Genomic DNA, 18,082 nt, shown 5'->3' with positions numbered 1-18,082 from the left:
AAATATAAGCTACTCACCGCTTTTGAATTTCATATAAGTCTACTTCATTATCCCAATAGTGCGAACGCCCAACATAATGCATCCCTGCTTTTTCCAACACTCGTCGTGAGCCTTCATTATGAGGATTAATAATCCCCACCAGCCTTGCAACAGTGAGCTGCTCAAATCCCCAATGAATCAGAGCCCTTGCCAACTCCGTAGCATAACCTTTATTCCAGGCATTTTTCATTAACGCATAACCCACTTCAACATCCGGTTGAGTATCATCATAGGCAAGATAAATTAAACCTGCCCGTCCGACAAATGCCCCACTCTCTTTGGCAAATACACTACCAAGACTAAAATGGTGTTGCTGATAATGGGTAATAGCCTTCTCTAAACCACTTCGAACCTCAGCTTGCGTACGCACACCCTGACCAATATATTTCATCACCTCAACATCAGATTGTAAGGCGTATAAATCATTAAAATCGGATGGTTCTGGCGTCTTAATAATTAAGTTTTTTGTTTCTAAAAAAAGACTCATCATGCAGCTCGATAAAGAATTTATTTAGTCATAATATCGTGAAGGGTCCCCCACAACTACCCTTATTCTTCGCCATGCCGTGAACAAGCCGTCACTCGTCTAATTTTTGATAATAGTGACCAGATACACGCTGGCATTAAAACTACATTTAGCTCGAACTCCCTTCTAATGGTATTTTATGGAGACACTCAAATTGATATTAACTTTTCTTTTTTACATAGTAAAAATACGTGGCCCTCGCAGGTCCTAGGAAACAAACTTTTATTTAAAGGAATGCTATGAATGGAATAATATCGAAAATTACACTTTTCGCCTCAGAGTACCTATGGTCCAGGTACATATCCTAATTAGTTTACAAAATTCATGTGTGCTTCGCACTAAAGCTGATTATGGAAACGTCTGTCCCAAAAAAGGTAACCTTATGAAAATATTTATTTTTTTATTATTTAACCTCCTGCCTCTTTCATTAAATAGCCATGCTGAGGCTGTACATATTCAAATAGAACGTCAAGAGAGATTCAACCATCCTGTTTTGAAAATTTTTAAAAAGCATGATGTTTCTTTACAGAAGATACGTTATTCCGCCGATGGAACATGTCCTATTTTTTATGTGACTTTTGGGCAATCGCCTAGAATACATAATCCAGGCGCAATTTATGAGAAACTTCTAAAAGCAAACTCAATTCCTTATGCATTAGTGGATAAACATAATAAATTGATGATTAATGTAGGATGGACTGATGACATCCCAAGTAAATGAACGTTGAGATTTTTCGACTTTAGAAAAGTATAAATTTACGAAAAAAGACGATAGTTCTTTTAGCTTTTATGGGCGAATACAGACTTATAAAAAACACATGACAGCTTTTACAAAACATGAGGGATTGAACGCCATCAACGGAAGAGCTTTCATTGAACAATTTACGTTCCAAGTTTCAGATACTCCAGGAGAAATACAATTGAAAGATCTGAAATAATTACTCCCCAACCTTGGTGCAATAATGCTAAATCCGCAGCATCAGAATCCATTTTTTAATATAAAATTGATGGAAATAACTGCCATATGGCCACGAATAAAAACACGGTTAGCTGGATTACACCCAGGCTATGTATATTATGAACAGCGAAAACAGTCGGTTATGTGATCATCGACCATCCCTATTGCTTGCATATAAGCATAAATAATCGTGGAGCCAACAAAACTCATGCCTCTTTTCTTTAAATCCCTGGATAAAACATCGGATTCAGGAGTGGATGCAGGGACTTCTTTTAAGGATTCTGGGTGATTGATTTTGGGGGCGTTATTAACAAATTGCCAGACGTAAGCATCAAAAGAACCAAATTCTTTTTGAATGGCGAGGAATGCCTGAGCATTTTTGCGTACAGAAAATACCTTAAGGCGATTGCGAATGATGTTGGAATCAGTCAAGAGTGCCTCCAGCTCCTCGTCCGTCATTTGCACTACGACATTGGGATCGAACTGTTTAAAGGCTTGGCGATAAGCGTCTCGTCGTTTCAAAATCGTTTCCCAGGAAAGGCCGGCTTGGGCTCCTTCCAGAGTAAGCATTTCGAAATGTTTCATATCATCATGCACGGGAACGCCCCACTCCGTATCATGGTACTCAACATAATGAGGTTTGTTTTCGTCTACCCAGCCACATCGCTTCATTCTTTTTTCCTGTTAAATATTATTTAGTAATAATACAATACTTCGTCCCATTCTCCGAACTAGCATCTATCATGTCTAAATTACCTATTACTGTACGCAAACTCACAGAAGCAGATCTTATTGAGTGTGTTACGCTTTTTCAAAATACAGTCCATCACGTTAATGCAAAAGATTACTCTGTTGCCCAACTTGAAGCCTGGGCTCCGAAAACAACTCCGGAAGTCACCGCGCGTTGGAAAAGCTTATTAGAAAACCTAACTTATATAGCAGAGTATAATCAGCAAATTGTGGGATTTGGCGATTTAACGCATGAAGGATATTTAGATAGATTGTTTGTGCATCATGAGTATCAAGGGCGGGGGATTGCAACCGTGATTGTAGAAAGACTAGATGCTGATGCTCGTGAAATGAACCTTCCAGAAATTGCGGTAGAAGCCAGTATTACGGCCAAACCTTTTTTTGAACGATGCGGATTTACTACGGTTAAAGAGCAACAGGTGGAGGTTCGTGGGGTGAAATTAACTAATTTTTTAATGAGAAAATCTTTACGCGCATAACCGGAATTCACCAAATCATGTGCGGTTTAAGGAAAACCTGATGGCGAGCAACCAGGCTCGCCTCTACTTATTAAGTATTTCTTTAGCAGTGTCATAACCTTTTTCTTTAAGCTCTTCAATTGTTTTTCTGGAAAAATCAGAATCCCATGAATACAGTCCTTCTTTTTCGGTTTGCAGCATTATCCTGGTAACAGATAAGACCCCGGGGTCGCCCATTATTTGAATAAATATAGGTAATTCCGTAATTTCTTTAATCGAATCAGGATCGCAATAAGCTAAAATAAGCTCGATGAGCTTTTTATAATCACCAATTAGATCTTGAGTACGAAAATCTTTTCTCATCTTTTCCGCAAATAAAATCTCGTTTTTTCTAGAAAGCACTTCCACTATATTTTTCGGCAAGCCTCGTTTTTTGGGATACACATCAACTACATAAACTTTTTTACTGCTCCAGCCGCAAATTTCAAGAGCAGAATCAAGAGGGGTATTTGTAACAATCCCTCCATCCCAATAATGTTTTCCACCAATGGTTGTCCATGGAAATGCTGGAGGTAAACTGCCGCTGGCAATGATGTGCTCGGGAGTAAAGTCATCGGTATAACTATCAAAGGTTTCAAATTCAGAGGTTTCTACGTTCACCGCCATCACCAGTAAACGAACTGGACTCTTTTTTAGCTTTTTAAAATCAATGTACTTATAAAGTAGTTTTTTTACAGGAGCTGTGTCATAAAAACTAGTAAAAGGCGCGGAAAGCTCATTTAGATTCATAAAGGGAATGAGCCATCGTGGGTGGAAAAAATTAGGGGAACCCCAAACAATCGCTTGCAAATAGGAGAAAAATCTTCTTGATTGCTCATCGAAAATTTCAGGAGTCTCTAGGGCAAGATCATTCCAAAATGCTTCTAATGCAGCAGTCGCATTGCGTGGGTTCCCGGCAATAATCGCAGCATTAAATGCGCCTATTGATATACCCGCCACAATGTCAGGATAAATTTCCGACTCCTCCATTGCCTTAATTACCCCACATTCAAAAGCACCAAAGGCTCCGCCGCCTTGAAGCGCGATAAGGGTTTGGGTTGCCAGAGGTTCAAGCGGAAAAGAGAGCGCGATAAGTTGCTCTTTAACGTGTTTTAGGTCAGTATGATTTTCAATAAGCGATTCGACCGCTTTAATTTCAGTCGTAGGACGACCAATTAAAATTGCCCCCTGCAGTGTATTATTTTTTAAATAAAGATTGACGAAATTCTTCTCTTGAGGAAAACCTCTTATTAAAAGTTCAGTTGCTTCACTTGCATCACCGATAATGATAATGGCGGTGCCAAAGGCATAGAAAAATAAATAGGAGGCGGTGCGGTTGTGGTGTCTAGCTCCAGCCATATTTGCTGCCGCGATTTTTCCTTGCTTAATTGCAGTATCACCATAGCGAGTTTTACGAAATTTTTCGAAAATAGGATCATAAAAAGTAACTACATCACCCGCAGCATAAATGCCGGGAATATTGGTTTGCATATACTGATTTACTAAAATACTCTTATCAGTATCAAGCTCAATACCACTCTCTTTAAGAAAATCTGTATTCGGCTTTAAGCCCATGTCTACAATGATAAAATCACAGGCAACACTTTTTCCGGTGTTTGTTTTTACTGACTGGGCACGACTATTGCCCTCAATTTGGGTAATTTTTTCGCCCAGGATGACGTCCACACCATTGTTTATCAGGAAATGCGCTATCTCCGTACATACTTTAAAATTCCCGGTATTAAACTCGGGAGTAATAACAGTTACCTTAATGCCTTTTTGGCTTAAAGTAGAGGCCAGCTCGATCGTAATAAAACTGTCACCATAAATAGTGACCTTTTTTGCTGCTTGCATCTCTGGAATGATTGCTTCCGCTTCATCAATAGTTCTTAGGTAATACACTCCAGCTAATTTGGCGCCGGGAACGTTAATTTTTTTAGGGCTGCAGCCTGTTGCAATAAGGAGCTTCTTATAGTGAAACTCTCCTGCATGAGCGGTTTTGACACGTTTATTTTTTGTATCAAGACTTCGTGCTTTGGCATTTAAAATAAGTTCAATATCATTTTTTTGATAGTAGTGCTCATCGAATATATATAATTGTTCTTTTCTTTGTTTCCCAAGAAGAAACGCTTTAGGAATTTGCATACGAAAATAAGGAAGAACCTCTTCTGCGGAGAGAATTATAATTTTACCGGTCTCTCCCTCTCTTCTAAGAACATTAGCGGCAAAAACACTTGCTAACCCTCCTCCTACGATTAAAAAATCAGCAGACTTGCTCACAGCAACTCCTCATCCTGAGACCGAAATATTCCGTGCATAAAAGTAAATTTAGCACAACTCTTGGGAGATCGGATACTACGTACTCTAAGGAGCTGCTACAGACGAGCTCGCATTAGGATAAGCGCATGCAACAAGGCCTCACCATCCACGATCTCTTTCGGCAAAACAAAACACGAGGGATTAATCCTGGTATTTCGCTAAAATTTAGTGGCAAAATCGAGGAGAGGTAGATGTTTTCCAACTGTCCTTTTCCGAAAATAAAAAAACTAATTCCTGCTCATTAATAAACAGAATCCTCAATGAATGCAGCATTAAAATCTCCAGACAAAAAAAACATTTTAATCTATTTAGACCTCATTAAGCGATAAACCAACCTATTAAGCGCTGTGGGACTATAGAATAAACCCCTACTCTAGAAACTTTAGCTTAATACTGCCAAAATATGTCAGTATTAATCGATGTAGAGGTTTCTATTTTGTCTCGAACCCAACGACTTTTTGATCTAATCCAAATTCTGCGACGATACCGCTATCCTGTAAGTGGGCAACAATTAGCTGACGAACTTGAGGTCAGTCTACGCACGATTTACCGAGACATCGTCACCTTACAAGCTCAGGGAGCCTCCATCGAAGGTGAGCCAGGTGTGGGTTATGTCTTACGCCCAGGATTTATGTTGCCTCCACTCATGTTTTCTGAGGAAGAAATCGAGGCCTTAGTGCTTGGATCACGCTGGGTAGCTCGAAGAGCGGATAAAAAATTAAGACTTGCAGCCACCAATGTGCTGGCAAAAATTTCTGCCGTACTTCCAGAAGATTTGCGCCATCAACTTGAGTTTTCAGGCTTACTGATTGGGTCTGCCAAAACAGCAATAGCACATGATGACGACCATGAAGCTTTAATTCGTCACGCAATTCGTAGAGAATACAAACTGGAAATGACCTATGTTGATATCAAAGGCGATGAATCGCAACGTGTGCTCTGGCCCCTGGCTCTTGGTTTTTTTGAAGAGGTCCATGTGATTATTGCCTGGTGCGAATTGCGCTCAGATTTTCGCCATTTTCGCACCGACAGAATTGTTACCTTAGTACCGCTAGAAACACGCTATCCCAAGCGACGACACACACTCTTAAAAAAATGGCGTGAGGATAATAATATTCCGGAACAATAGCTGCTTACTACTGACAAAAACTGTCAGTTAAGGTCTGTACACTGGATTCGTTCATATCACTTATCAATTTAAGGAGAAAACATGATATTCGAGCCTAGCGTTATTGTACTGTACGTTGAAAAACTTGCTCTAAGCAGCAAGTTCTATCGCGAACTCCTGGGTATAATACCAGAAGAACACTCACCTGCATTCCATGAATTTAAATTATCCAATGGAATGAGTTTAGCCCTAAAAGCAAACCATACCGTGGAACCACCTACTGATAAAAACAATGGTAATGGCGAATTAGCATTTACCGTAAGTGAACCTAAAAAAGTAGATGAGCTTTTTGCACGATGGCAAGCTAAAGAAATCAATATAATCCATGCACCGACTAGTGTACCCTATGGTTATACTTTTCTCGCGCAAGATCCCGATGCAAATCGACTACGAGTTGTGTCTCTTGGAAAAGCCACTGACTAATAGGAGTAATACACATGTCCTCTATACTACCAAGCCTGAAACAGGTAAAGGGTTTTAGAGTAACCGGCCTCAGCACACGCACTCAAAATAGAGATGAGTTTGGAGAGGCAACCGCAAAACTACCTAATCTCTGGCAACAAGTTAATTCCAGTGGTTTAGCGGCTAATGCTACTCTTGTTGCAGTGTATTCAGACTATGAGTCTGATGTTAATGGACTATACACCGTTACTGTGGGTATTCCCGCTGATGAGGCACCAGCGCAATTAAATTCGGTTGCAATTGCACCGGGGGACTATTTTGTTTTTCAAGGTCAGGGCCCAATGCCCGCCACGGTAGTGGAAACCTGGCAACGTATTTGGAATTACTTTGAGCACAACCCGGAGTATCAGCGTAGCTTTATTAGTGATTTTGAAGCATATAAAGGTGCTGATGAGGTGTCTATTTATATTGGAGTGAAGTAATTAATCTAACCTGGCAGCATCGATCTATTTTACATTTATGCTCCTTCGCCCCACGGCCTAGCCGAGGGGTAGCGAGGCTACAGGAGAAGAGACCTTAAGCCAATGGTTTAGTCCCTGTCTTTGAGTTAGGTGGTCTATACTTTAGAAGATAAGGAACAAGGAGTGATAGTTCATGCAAAAACACCAGGTTATGGGAATAGATAGCCAATCTTTTCATCAAATGAATTATTACGAGTGGGGAAATCCAAACAACCCCAAGGTCTTGCTTTGTGTCCATGGTCTATTTCGTAACGGACGAGATTTTGATGAGCTGGCCCAAGCGCTATCTTCACATTATCGCGTTATTTGTCCCGACATGGTAGGACGGGGTTTAAGCGATAAATTAATTAATGCTAACGATTACTCTGTCCCCACTTATATCGCAGACATCACCATTTTATTGGCCCAACTGGGTGTAACCGAAATTGATTTCCTGGGCACCTCGATGGGAGGGATGATTGGCATGATCATGGCGGCAATGAACAATTCACCGATTAAAAAACTAGTGCTTAACGACATAGGCCCCTTCGTTGACACCCAAGCCTTGCAACGAATTATTGATTATGGAACAGAAGGCAGCAAACATTCCTTTCAAACCCTGGAAGAGGTAGAAGCCTATTTTAAAAAGACCTATTCGAGCTTTGCGCAATTAAGTCCAGAGCAATGGCAACAACTTGCCGTCGCAGGCGTATGGGAGAGTCCTAATAACCATTACCAATTAGCCTATGATCCGAAAATAATTGATAATGTGATTGTCGCTACCCAGCACAACATTCCCCTATGGGCACTATGGAGCAAGGTGCAATGCCCTGTCTTGTTACTGCATGCCGCCTTATCAGATGTTTTATCAGAGAATACCGTAATGCAAATGCAGCAATTACAACCCCGCTTAAAAACGGTAACCATTCCCGACATTGGTCACCCAGTGTCCTTGATGAAACACGATGAGATTGAGTTAATTAAAGAGTGGTTAATTGGCCCGGAATAAAGCTCCCACAGCCACCTTAACTGGTTTATTTTTTATTTACGAAATCACAATAAAAAGCACACAAAAAACTTGTTTCGTTGTTCACTTATTTTAATTCAGGATAAATTAATGATAAACAATTTATCTATGTTAGTTATTCCTGCACATTAGGTTCGTCTTGCTTAAATGGTACTATTGAGCATCAATAGAATGAGAAGATGGAACAGGTAGTTCAGATGTTGCCGGGGCATGGTATCAATACTTTGCAGGTGCTAGTAGTGTCACGCATTTTGACGTTAAAAACGCAACACCCTTAATTCGGTTCATTGAGGGCCCGGTTGAAGCCCCCTAATTTGGGGTTACTTCACAGCAACATGCTTCCCTTTCAGGCCCTTCATTCCCTATGATAATATTACTGAACAACCACTTGAACGTCTTCAGCGCAAAGCCCTTTTTGCCCACGACCATATTTAAATAAAACAAGCTCCCCTTCTTTCAGGGTTTTAAAACCACTCTCTTGAATAGAGCTAAAATGCACAAAATAATCCTTTCCCTCACTTTGAATAAATCCAAAGCCTTTGCGCTCGTTAAACCATTTCACAGTCCCTTTAATTTTTTCAGACATAACCATTATCCCTTAATTAAATGATACTAAAATACTCGTGCAATTTTGGTTAAAAATCTATTAAGGTTTTCCTTGTATCAAGCAGAGAAACGAATCGTAGCGCGTATTACGCAGCCTAATACACTATTTGTGGGTGAATCAGGCTTCGCTTCCGGTAGTACACTGCATTAATACGTGCAGAATTTATTGCTACATTTTTGGACGAGTATGAATCACCTCAGCCTCATCTTTTTTATGACTTAGCTCATTAAACAAGGACTCATAATCTTGTGCCCAAAAACTCAAAGCCTCTTCCAACATCTGGGTACGCTCCTGCTCTTCATTACGTCCCAAGGCAGTAACTAACTCATCAAGTCGCTCATATGCAGCACGAGATACCCCCTTGATTTTTACTAAATTAAGTACTCCTTCACCCCGTTTGGTAACCGGTAAGGATAAGTTTTTCAGATAAGAGCAGAATTGGTTAATGTGATCAGCAAGCTCTGGTCCGTTTTCCGCATCCAGTGTTTTCAATGCTACTAATAATTCTCTAGTTTGTTCCTGAAATGCATAGGCGTCATTTTTAAGTTTAAGACGTCGTTTGAAGGTAGGAACCATAGCCACCGCATGCCCTACAAAAAAACCAGCAGCAGCGCCCCCTGCTCCTCTTAACATCGAAGAACACTGCTCATCCTGACAAGTATTCGCGGCAACCGCAGCACAGAGTACTGTAGCCGTTAAAAGACTCGCGCGAATAGCTAATTCTCGCCAGCTGTAATACGTCCATAAACCCCACAATGAATTTTTAGTCCTTTGGATTGCTAATCCCCCTAGGTTATAAAAATCCACCAAATTTCCTGTTGCATTCGTTAGCGTACCAGCTACATTCTTCATAAATAGTCCATTGATTAATAAAGAGAGTGCGCATGGTAACAACCTTCACGACTTAAATGCAAATGATTATTGTTATCGTTTGCATTTAATTTTTAGACAATCGCATGCCAACGAGAACACAGGTTCCTCCTCACATTTTTTCCAATTTTAAGATACACTTTTGATCACGCCAGGATGACCAATTCTACGATTACATTGATGAAGGAAAAGAAAAGCGATGATCAAACTCTATCAATTTCCACCCCAGTGGTCCTTACCCAATCCCAGCCCATTTTGCATGAAACTGGAAACTTATTTACGTATGGCTAAGCTACCTTTTGAAGCCGTATATGTTATAAACCCAGGAAAAGGACCCAAGAAAAAACTTCCCACCATTAATGATGATGGTAAAATACTGGGCGATAGTGGGTTCATCATTAACTACCTACAAGAAAAATATGGCGATCCCCTGGATAGTCACCTATCAAGCGAACAAAAAGCCCAGGCTTTAGCACTACAACGTTTACTCGAAGAACATTTATATTGGATTATGGTGTACTCTCGCTGGATAGATGAGCGTTATTGGCCAATTACCCGAAATAAATTTTTTAGCCATTTGAAACAACCCTTGCGTACAATTATCCCCTTCGTTCTCCAAAAAAAAATCCGTAGCGATCTCTATAAGCAAGGGATTGGGAGGCATAGCACCGCAGAGGTTTATCAATTGGGTATTGAAGATCTAAAGGCCTTGAGTACCCTCTTAAAATCTTCGGCATTTTTGCTGGGTGAAGAACCAAGCAGTATCGATGCCAGTGCTTATGCCTTTCTGGCCAATATTTTGGAAGTGCCGATTGCTTCCCCACTACAAGATTATGCAAAGAGCCAGCCGCAGCTTATTGACTATTGCGTACGAATGAAACAGCGGTTTTATCCCTAATCATTCGCAAAATCGCTTGGAAGAAGATTTCAAGCGATTCCTCCTAGGCAGTAAACCCTCTATTTCACCATGAATTTCTGCAAATAGGCGGTGGATGTTAAACGAGTTGGGCTGGCACAATTTAGCCTAGGATATCTCGTTAAAAAAACCTTTCTTAAGGCCTCTCCAATGATTTAAAATTCTGAACTTAAGCGCGGACCAGGTGGCCCGGAAGTAAACTCAATATCAATCAACTTCCACTCTTGCGTTAATGAATAAAAAATTTCTAAACTGTATTATTTAAGAAGTATATGATTTACACTAAATTTTTCTAACGCTGTGGATAGTTAACAATATATGGCTTTAAAAGAGATAGACTACTCAAGAGTTGTGCAAGCAGCAGGTTCGGTTAAGAAGAAAGGAAACGTCCCCTCAATTACGAATGTCTGTGAAGAATTAGGAATGATTTCGCCGACACCCAATTTACCTGCACTTTTAGAACAATGGTTTCATACTCAACCTGAGTTTCAACGCTCAATCCAGGCCCCTCTTTCAGAAAATATTAATATAAAAACAGTTAATCTTTTTGAAAAAAATATTGAACTAGAAAAATCACTCTCCTTACTTCGTGCCACTCTGGAATCAACTGCTGATGGCATCATGATGGTGAATGGCCAAGGTAAGGTTGTCGATTGGAATCAAAAATTCGTAGAAATGTGGCGTATTCCTACCTATATGTTAGAAGTTGGCACTGAAAGTATTAGTTTTGAATACATTTTAGAGCAATTAATTAACCCTGAAGGTTTAGTTTCCGATGTCAATTTTCTTTACGAAAACCCCCACTGGCAGGGGGAACTACCTAAATTACACTTTAAAGATGGGCGTATTTTCGAGCGTTATACGCAACCCCAACGGGTAGGGGTTGAGATCGTTGGGCGTGTATATAGTTTTAGGGACGTCACCAAAAGACTCATGCATGAGGATGAGCTACGCATTCGTGAACGAGCAATTGAAGCAAGTACTCACGGGGTAGCTATTCTCGATATTAGCAAACCAAATCTGCCAATCATCTACGTGAATAAAGCAATTGAGCGTATTACAGGTTATAGCGAAGAACAGCTATTAGGCCAAGGCCTAACCTTCTTGCATGCAAATAAAACCCAACATGTGAACCACAAGCGGATTATTTTAGCGATAAAAGAATTACGTGAAGAAACAGTTGAACTTGAAAGTTACCAACAAAATGGTGAAATTTTTTGGTGTGAGATCAGTGTAGCACCAGTACGCGATTCGTTTGACAAAGTGAAGCATTATATTTGCCTTATCAATGATGTGACCGAACGTCGGAAGATGGAAGAGCAACTGATCAAACAAGCAACCCATGACTCCCTAACTGAATTACCCAATCGCGTACTTTTAATTGACCGGGTGGATCAAGCGATTTTACAAGCGAAAAAGAAAGGTTCCATATTAGCCTTTTTATTCCTGGATTTAGATCATTTCAAATTAACCAACGATACCTTAGGGCATAGCATGGGCGACCGGCTTTTGCAGGCGGTATCGAACCGCTTACTTCTGGCAACCAATGAGATTGATACCGTCAGTCGCCTCGGTGGCGATGAGTTTGTCATCTTATTGCAAGACATCCACACCGAACAACAAGCCCACCAAATTGCCGACAAGATACTCAACTCCTTATCTCAGACCTTTCCCATTGACGAGCATCATTTAAAAATAACGGGCAGTATTGGTATTAGCTATTTTCCTAAGGACGGTAATGATTATGACTCCTTGATGAAAAGTGCCGATTTATCGATGTATCATGCCAAAGACAGTGGGCGTAATACCTACCATAATTATGATAAGGAAATGAATACGCAAATTGTTAATCGGATGCAGATAAACAATGCCTTACGCGATTCACTGCAAAAAAATGAGTTTCATTTACTCTATCAACCCTTAATCAATTTATCAGAAAATAAATTGATTGGCTTTGAAGCCTTATTACGTTGGAATAGCCACATCCTAGGTATGGTACCCCCCAATGATTTCATCGGTATTGCTGAGGAAAATGGTTTAATCTTAGAAATTGGCCTATGGGCGATGGAAGAAGCATGCAAGCAACTGGTGCGCTGGCATCAGCAAGGCTATTCCCATTTAACCATGGCGGTGAATATTTCTGGCCGGCAATTACGCCAGCCAGGAATGCCCGAAATGATTGGCAAAATTCTGCACGAAACCGGTCTATCGCCTAAATTCCTGGAGTTAGAACTGACGGAAAGCCTCTTGGTGGATAATATAAAGCATGCGGTTGATGCGATGTATGCACTTAAGGATATGGGAATTAAAGTAGTCATTGATGATTTTGGTACCGGTTATTCGAGTTTGCCTACCTAAAACAATTCCCCGTAGATAAGTTAAAAATAGACCGCTCATTTATTACCGAATTAGTAGAAAAAGAAAATGACGCCGCCATTGCCCGCGCGATCATTAACTTATCCCACAGCCTCAATCTGGAAGTGTTGGCCGAAGGCGTAGAAACCGAATCACAACGCGAATTTATTATGACGCATGGCTGTGATTATGCGCAGGGCTACTACTTTTCTCCACCCCAAAAGGCAGAAGATTTAGGACAATTTTTGCAGGATTATTTGTAAGCGGAAACAGAGATGCTTGATCTGTAGATTACTTACTTATAAAGCCGAATTACCGGGGCGTGTCCCTGATCCATAAATGGCCACTTAATTAAAGAATATTCTAAGGGCAGAATTCCAACACAATTTCTCCCGCCAACAGGCACAATTCTTGCTCCCGCTACTTATAGCGTTTATGCATTAAGGAAATAGGAATGAAGGAGATAAGCATTATTGGGGCTGGTTTAGCTGGAACCCTACTTACACTCTACCTGGCCAAACGTGGCTACAAGCTCCATGTTTTTGATGCAAGGCCCGATCTGCGCGTAAGCCAAAGCCACGATGGACGCTCCATCAATCTTGCCTTATCTTGCCGCGGCATTACAGGTCTTGCCGGTATCGGAATTATGCCGGAAATAGAACAGTTAATGGTGCCAATGCGAGCGCGCGCCATTCATGATGCTCAAGGACAAATTAAATACCAATCCTTTGGCCGTCATCATGAAGAATACATTAATGCCGTTGAACGCAATGAATTAAACAAACTCTTACTGAATGAAGCAGAAAAATACCCCCATGTCCGCTTTAGCTTTAATAGCAAATTATCCCACCTTGATCTTGAAAACAAAGTCATGCATTTTAAAACTCAGCATGAGGAGCACTTAAACGTTCCCTACCAATATTTAATCGGTGCCGATGGCGTGAATTCTTGCGTACGTGAGCAATTAAGTTCTCATGGTTTGATCAAAGCAACACGCTCCTTTTTATCCTACGGATATAAGGAATTGTCAATTGGTGCTCCAGGCCAGCATGAACTCGCGCATGAATATTTACACCTATGGCCGCGAAATGCTTTTTTATTATTAGGGAATCCTAATCGCGATCATTCCATTACCGGTTCCCTGTTTTTACCTCATGAGGGAAAAAATAGCTTCGCACAATTAGATAGTGAATTTAAAATTAATGCCTTCTTTAAAGAAGCCTTTGCTGATGCGTATGCAGTCATGCCCAATTTATTGTATGAGTTTAGCGAACACCCAACAGGCAATATGAGCACCATTCAATGTAACTCATGGCATTATCAAGATCAGTGCCTGTTACTGGGCGATGCGGCACATGGTGTTGTCCCCTTTTTCGGTCAAGGGATGAATAGCGCTTTTGAAGATTGTCGTATTTTAAATACTCTGTTGGATAAATATGAAGATGATTGGGCCCAGGTAATGCCTGCCTTTTATCAATCCAGAAAACCCAATACCGATGCGGTAGCCCAAATGTCTATGGATAATTTCCAGGAAATTCAAAGCAATATTCGCGATCCGCAATTTAACTTAAAAAAACAATTAGAACAGTTGCTCATGCAACGTTACCCACAACAGTATATTTCCAAACACGTATTAGTCATGTTTACGAATACGCCCTATGCTGAAGCCCTAAAAATTGGCGCCCAACAAAAAGAATTTTTAAATCAGATTTGCGAGAAGGGAACCAGCCTTGAAACCGTTGATTGGCAGCTAGTGGATAAGCTTATCCAGCAGCAGGACAAGAACTTGACCTACACTATGAGTTAGGCACGTAAAAAACAGGGAGAGATGATGCGACTTATTCAAGATTATATTGATTCAAAACAAAGTGAATTTAAAAACCATCCGTTTTTTAACCTCTTGGAACAATTAAATAGCCTCGAAGAAATAAGCTATTTTGTTCCTGAATTAACTTTTTGGACGATGACCTTCCAAGATATTTTACGTATTAATGAGGAGCGCGTTACTGATCCCTACCTCAAAAAAATAGCCCGCCATCATCGGCACGAAGATGCAGGCCATGACCGTTGGTTTTTGCAAGATAAAAAATATATGGGAACAACCAGCATTAATAAAGCCTGTAATAAAAATGGCGTAAGCTGGCTCTACAGCCGTGAGACGCGTTCTACGCGTGATGCCGCTTATGCTCTGATTGCTGAAGTATTTAATGCCAAAAATGACATTGTGAATATCGCCCTACTATTAACCCTTGAATCCTCAGGACACGTCTTTTTTGAAAAAGTGGCCGATCAAGTAAGAAAAACTGGTGAGGAAGCACATTTAAAATATTTTTCCAAAACCCACCTGGAGGTAGAAAAAGCCCACGCCTTATTTGAAACAGAAATGGAGCGTGAGTTATTTTCCAGAAAAGTTCCTATTCACGTACGACGTGATGCCCTACAAATGATTGATCGTTGCTACGATGCGTTTACGAAAATGTTTGATGGGTTAGTAATCGCATGCAACCGTAAATTGGAATTAGCTCAAAAAAGGAACCGAAAACATGCCGCAAACTGTGAACCAGTGGAACAGCCAACACCTAATGCAATGGGAAAAAAGGCCGGAACAAAACATTCAAAGTAATGAGCAGGCTCTAGTTCCTTTCGGTCGCGATTTCGGCGGGTTGGTGCATTCCCAACCGGCCGCAGTTTGCGCGCCGCAAACGCGCGAGGCGCTGCAATCGCTACTCAAATATGCTCATGAACATCAGCTCCCAATCACCATTCGGGGTAATGGCATGAGCCAAAACGGACAATCGTTGGCGGCTCCGGGAGGATTAATCCTGGATATGAGGCATTTTAATCAGGTACAAGAGCCAGAGCATCATTCCATTTGGGTGGAGGCGAATTGCACTTGGGCTGATTTGCTCGAACGCTCCTTGCCGCACTCGCTCACTCCTTATGTGCTGCCCTATAACTGCAATTTATCGATTGGTGGAGTGCTTTCTGCCGGTGGAATAGGTGCGTCATCATTTAAATACGGCAGTGCCATTGCCCATGTACGCGAATTGGAAGTTATTCTTGCCAATGGTGAATTAGTCCAAGTAGATAGACATTCACCTTTAATGCAGGCCTGCCTAGGAGGTCAAGGTCATTTTGGCGTCATTACCCGAGCTCGTATTGCCTTAAGATCCTGCAAAAAAACCGTACGTAGCTTCTATTTAACCTATCTGGATAAAGAAAGCTGGCTGCGTGATTTACAGCAATGCCAAGACTATGCAGATTACGTTGAATCCTTTTGCACCCCAGCCATTCAAGGAGCAAAGCTCACCGACTCGGGTCGCCTGCCCTTCGCCCAATGGCTTTATGCGTTGCACGTCTCGATTGAATATGAGCATCATGCACCTGATTTTCATAGCTTGTCCTTGAAGCCTTGGAAAATTCTCCATACTCAAGACGAAACGATTCATTCTTATTTACATCGTCATGATGCACGTTTAAAGATCATGAAAATGAGTGGTCAATGGGATTTACAACATCCGTGGTATGAATGCTTTATCCCTAAATTCCCCTTAAATAAATTAGAAGAAATTCTGGAAACCTTACCCATCCATTATGCCTCATTAGTACATTTAGTCCCCATCGTTCATCGTAAAGCGAGTGGTTTTTTAATGCTTCCTGAAGAACTCCATATTTTCTCCTTCATGATTATCAATCCAGGCCTACCGACACTATTCACTCCAAGTTGCGTGGAAACCATTAAACATTTGGATGCACTTTTTTTACCATTAGGGGGCAAACGTTATCTCTCTGGCTATTTAGGGGAGTCATTAGAGCATGACTATTGGAAAAAGCATTATGGAGCGCGCTATTCCGAGTGGCTTGAATTAAAAAAGCAGTACGACCCATTACATATATTAAGCTCATATTTATTTAATAAGTGTTCAAAAGTAAAGGAAATTAATCTATCTTAGGGGGAACCTTTGTTGATAAAAAAAACAGGAGCACTATATGCCTATCAAGCTACTCAAAGGAATTCGTCATTTTAAAAATAATGGTTTTCTTGAAAAGCGTGACTTATTTCAATCCTTAATCAAGGGGCAATCTCCAGATACCCTCTTGATCACCTGCTCCGATTCCCGGATTGTTCCCTCATACGTCACCCATGCAGATGCCGGCGAGTTATTTGTTATCCGCAATGCCGGAAACATTTTTCCGCCCAAAGTACCTTACCCTACCGGCGAAAGAGCAACCGCTGAATATGCATTGAAAGTACTCAATGTAAGCGAAATTATTGTCTGTGGGCATTCAGACTGCGGTGCGATGAAAGGCTTATTAAACCCCAACCTATCCGAAAGCTTACCACTAGTTGCAGAATTCCTTGAAGCGTATGCCAAACCAGCTCTGGACCGCGTTCATGAAAAGCACCCAGAGATGGAAGATGCAAAGCAAAAATTAAAATGCCTCACTGAGGAAAATATTCACTTACAAATAGAACACTTACATACTCTGGATGTGGTTAAAGAACGTGTGCAAGTAAATAAATTAAAAATTCATGCCTGGTATTATGATATTGAAGAGGGGGAATTTTTTATTTATGAGCCCAGCACTCAATGTTTTTTACCCTATGAACAAGCAGTCGAGAAACTATTTAACAGCGAGCTCGTGCTCAACAGAATGCATGCGATTATCGCAGAAGAAGCGCACACTTTTGCCTTACCCTCAACAGAAGAAGAGTATCGTAAAGTAGCAGAACAAATGAAGCTCCTGAAGTTTAAAGGGGAAAATATCATCTGGGATGCCATTCAAGCCAAGGTAATAGAGAGACTATGGCATGAATTTGGTGAATTATGTGTTGAAAGTGAAGGGAAACAAGATTCTCGATTTGTCTCATTACTGGAAAAGTGCCCTGAGATTGCTTTAGGACTGGCTGAAAGGTGTCAGAAAAATATCTTGAACTCGTTGGGCTATAATAAAGCGTGTATTAATAAAGTCCATACTCCGGTGCATAATGCTCCTTCTAATGATAAGGAGTTGACGCCAACTGGTGGTTATAATTACGCATAACAAGGTCCAGCGGCCCGATGGATGACAAGGCCGTAATGCATACTCTATCTCTACGTTCCGCGGCTTGTCCGAGTCTCATAGGCCGAAATGTGCAACAAAGCC

At 40.9% G+C, this 18,082-nt stretch carries 16 protein-coding genes and 1 pseudogene; 12 read left to right on the top strand and 5 right to left on the bottom strand.

Annotation, left to right across the window (positions count from 1 at the left end):
• Positions 1-13: 13 nt before the first annotated feature.
• Complete coding sequence (locus ACD661_RS13525; RefSeq protein WP_400188396.1) at positions 14-529, bottom strand: GNAT family N-acetyltransferase; 516 nt, start codon at positions 527-529, stop codon at positions 14-16.
• 418 nt (positions 530-947) lie between these two features.
• Between ACD661_RS13525 and ACD661_RS13520 the strand changes: the two genes are divergently transcribed.
• Entirely contained in the window at positions 948-1,286 is a 339-nt protein-coding gene (locus ACD661_RS13520) for a hypothetical protein (protein ID WP_400188395.1), read from the top strand.
• Between the two features lie 354 nt (positions 1,287-1,640).
• Here ACD661_RS13520 and ACD661_RS13515 read toward each other — a convergent pair whose 3' ends face one another.
• The gene (locus ACD661_RS13515; RefSeq protein WP_400188394.1) at positions 1,641-2,195 is read right to left on the bottom strand and encodes a DNA-3-methyladenine glycosylase I; all 555 of its coding nucleotides are present in this window, start codon (positions 2,193-2,195) and stop codon (positions 1,641-1,643) included.
• Between the two features lie 71 nt (positions 2,196-2,266).
• Between ACD661_RS13515 and ACD661_RS13510 the strand changes: the two genes are divergently transcribed.
• Entirely contained in the window at positions 2,267-2,752 is a 486-nt protein-coding gene (locus ACD661_RS13510) for a GNAT family N-acetyltransferase (protein ID WP_400188393.1), read from the top strand.
• A gap of 63 nt (positions 2,753-2,815) precedes the next feature.
• Here the strand turns inward: ACD661_RS13510 and ACD661_RS13505 are convergent, their stop codons facing one another.
• Positions 2,816-5,050, bottom strand: a complete 2,235-nt coding sequence (locus ACD661_RS13505; RefSeq protein WP_400188392.1) for an FAD-dependent oxidoreductase — start codon at positions 5,048-5,050, stop codon at positions 2,816-2,818.
• Positions 5,051-5,525: 475 nt separating this feature from the next.
• Between ACD661_RS13505 and ACD661_RS13500 the strand changes: the two genes are divergently transcribed.
• The 4 genes from ACD661_RS13500 to ACD661_RS13485 all read left to right on the top strand — a co-directional run bounded on the left by ACD661_RS13500 (position 5,526) and on the right by ACD661_RS13485 (position 8,168).
• Positions 5,526-6,218: a helix-turn-helix transcriptional regulator gene (locus ACD661_RS13500; protein WP_400188452.1), complete on the top strand. Its 693-nt coding sequence runs from the start codon at positions 5,526-5,528 to the stop codon at positions 6,216-6,218.
• Positions 6,219-6,299: 81 nt separating this feature from the next.
• Positions 6,300-6,680 (top strand): VOC family protein, encoded by a 381-nt coding sequence (locus tag ACD661_RS13495; RefSeq protein ID WP_400188391.1) that lies wholly within the window; start codon positions 6,300-6,302, stop codon positions 6,678-6,680.
• A gap of 14 nt (positions 6,681-6,694) precedes the next feature.
• Positions 6,695-7,141, top strand: a complete 447-nt coding sequence (locus tag ACD661_RS13490) for a GyrI-like domain-containing protein (RefSeq protein WP_400188390.1) — start codon at positions 6,695-6,697, stop codon at positions 7,139-7,141.
• 172 nt (positions 7,142-7,313) lie between these two features.
• Complete coding sequence (locus ACD661_RS13485; protein ID WP_400188389.1) at positions 7,314-8,168, top strand: alpha/beta fold hydrolase; 855 nt, start codon at positions 7,314-7,316, stop codon at positions 8,166-8,168.
• A gap of 391 nt (positions 8,169-8,559) precedes the next feature.
• On the opposite strand, the gene ACD661_RS13480 is transcribed toward ACD661_RS13485, so the two are convergent.
• Positions 8,560-8,772, bottom strand: a complete 213-nt coding sequence (locus ACD661_RS13480; protein ID WP_400188388.1) for a cold-shock protein — start codon at positions 8,770-8,772, stop codon at positions 8,560-8,562.
• 189 nt (positions 8,773-8,961) lie between these two features.
• Positions 8,962-9,645 (bottom strand): hypothetical protein, encoded by a 684-nt coding sequence (locus tag ACD661_RS13475; protein WP_400188387.1) that lies wholly within the window; start codon positions 9,643-9,645, stop codon positions 8,962-8,964.
• Positions 9,646-9,862: 217 nt separating this feature from the next.
• Between ACD661_RS13475 and ACD661_RS13470 the strand changes: the two genes are divergently transcribed.
• From ACD661_RS13470 to ACD661_RS13445, 6 genes and pseudogenes are all read left to right on the top strand, one after another.
• Entirely contained in the window at positions 9,863-10,561 is a 699-nt protein-coding gene (locus tag ACD661_RS13470; protein ID WP_400188386.1) for a glutathione S-transferase family protein, read from the top strand.
• Positions 10,562-10,897: 336 nt separating this feature from the next.
• A pseudogene (locus tag ACD661_RS13465) lies at positions 10,898-13,197 on the top strand (sensor domain-containing protein).
• A 191-nt stretch (positions 13,198-13,388) separates the two neighbouring features.
• Positions 13,389-14,741 (top strand): FAD-dependent oxidoreductase, encoded by a 1,353-nt coding sequence (locus tag ACD661_RS13460; protein ID WP_400188385.1) that lies wholly within the window; start codon positions 13,389-13,391, stop codon positions 14,739-14,741.
• 24 nt (positions 14,742-14,765) lie between these two features.
• A complete protein-coding gene (locus tag ACD661_RS13455) occupies positions 14,766-15,557 on the top strand; it encodes a hypothetical protein (protein WP_400188451.1) in 792 nt (263 codons plus the stop codon).
• Positions 15,478-16,887: an FAD-binding protein gene (locus ACD661_RS13450; protein ID WP_400188384.1), complete on the top strand. Its 1,410-nt coding sequence runs from the start codon at positions 15,478-15,480 to the stop codon at positions 16,885-16,887. The genes ACD661_RS13455 and ACD661_RS13450 overlap by 80 nt, the downstream gene beginning before the upstream one ends.
• A gap of 37 nt (positions 16,888-16,924) precedes the next feature.
• Complete coding sequence (locus ACD661_RS13445; RefSeq protein WP_400188383.1) at positions 16,925-17,980, top strand: carbonic anhydrase; 1,056 nt, start codon at positions 16,925-16,927, stop codon at positions 17,978-17,980.
• Positions 17,981-18,082 lie beyond the last annotated feature (102 nt).

This window comes from Legionella lytica (genome assembly GCF_044626755.1).
GTDB classification, from domain to species: domain Bacteria; phylum Pseudomonadota; class Gammaproteobacteria; order Legionellales; family Legionellaceae; genus Legionella; species Legionella lytica_A.
This window is presented reverse-complemented; position numbering and strand designations above follow the sequence as displayed.

Bases quoted from the DNA above. Each gene is read 5' to 3' on its own strand.
- ACD661_RS13525 (WP_400188396.1), bottom strand. From the start codon at position 529: ATGATGAGTCTTTTTTTAGAAACAAAAAACTTAATTATTAAGACGCCA.
- ACD661_RS13520 (WP_400188395.1), top strand. From the start codon at position 948: ATGAAAATATTTATTTTTTTATTATTTAACCTCCTGCCTCTTTCATTA.
- ACD661_RS13515 (WP_400188394.1), bottom strand. From the start codon at position 2,195: ATGAAGCGATGTGGCTGGGTAGACGAAAACAAACCTCATTATGTTGAG.
- ACD661_RS13510 (WP_400188393.1), top strand. From the start codon at position 2,267: ATGTCTAAATTACCTATTACTGTACGCAAACTCACAGAAGCAGATCTT.
- ACD661_RS13495 (WP_400188391.1), top strand. From the start codon at position 6,300: ATGATATTCGAGCCTAGCGTTATTGTACTGTACGTTGAAAAACTTGCT.
- ACD661_RS13490 (WP_400188390.1), top strand. From the start codon at position 6,695: ATGTCCTCTATACTACCAAGCCTGAAACAGGTAAAGGGTTTTAGAGTA.
- ACD661_RS13485 (WP_400188389.1), top strand. From the start codon at position 7,314: ATGCAAAAACACCAGGTTATGGGAATAGATAGCCAATCTTTTCATCAA.
- ACD661_RS13480 (WP_400188388.1), bottom strand. From the start codon at position 8,772: ATGTCTGAAAAAATTAAAGGGACTGTGAAATGGTTTAACGAGCGCAAA.
- ACD661_RS13475 (WP_400188387.1), bottom strand. From the start codon at position 9,645: ATGAAGAATGTAGCTGGTACGCTAACGAATGCAACAGGAAATTTGGTG.
- ACD661_RS13470 (WP_400188386.1), top strand. From the start codon at position 9,863: ATGATCAAACTCTATCAATTTCCACCCCAGTGGTCCTTACCCAATCCC.
- ACD661_RS13460 (WP_400188385.1), top strand. From the start codon at position 13,389: ATGAAGGAGATAAGCATTATTGGGGCTGGTTTAGCTGGAACCCTACTT.
- ACD661_RS13455 (WP_400188451.1), top strand. From the start codon at position 14,766: ATGCGACTTATTCAAGATTATATTGATTCAAAACAAAGTGAATTTAAA.
- ACD661_RS13450 (WP_400188384.1), top strand. From the start codon at position 15,478: ATGCCGCAAACTGTGAACCAGTGGAACAGCCAACACCTAATGCAATGG.
- ACD661_RS13445 (WP_400188383.1), top strand. From the start codon at position 16,925: ATGCCTATCAAGCTACTCAAAGGAATTCGTCATTTTAAAAATAATGGT.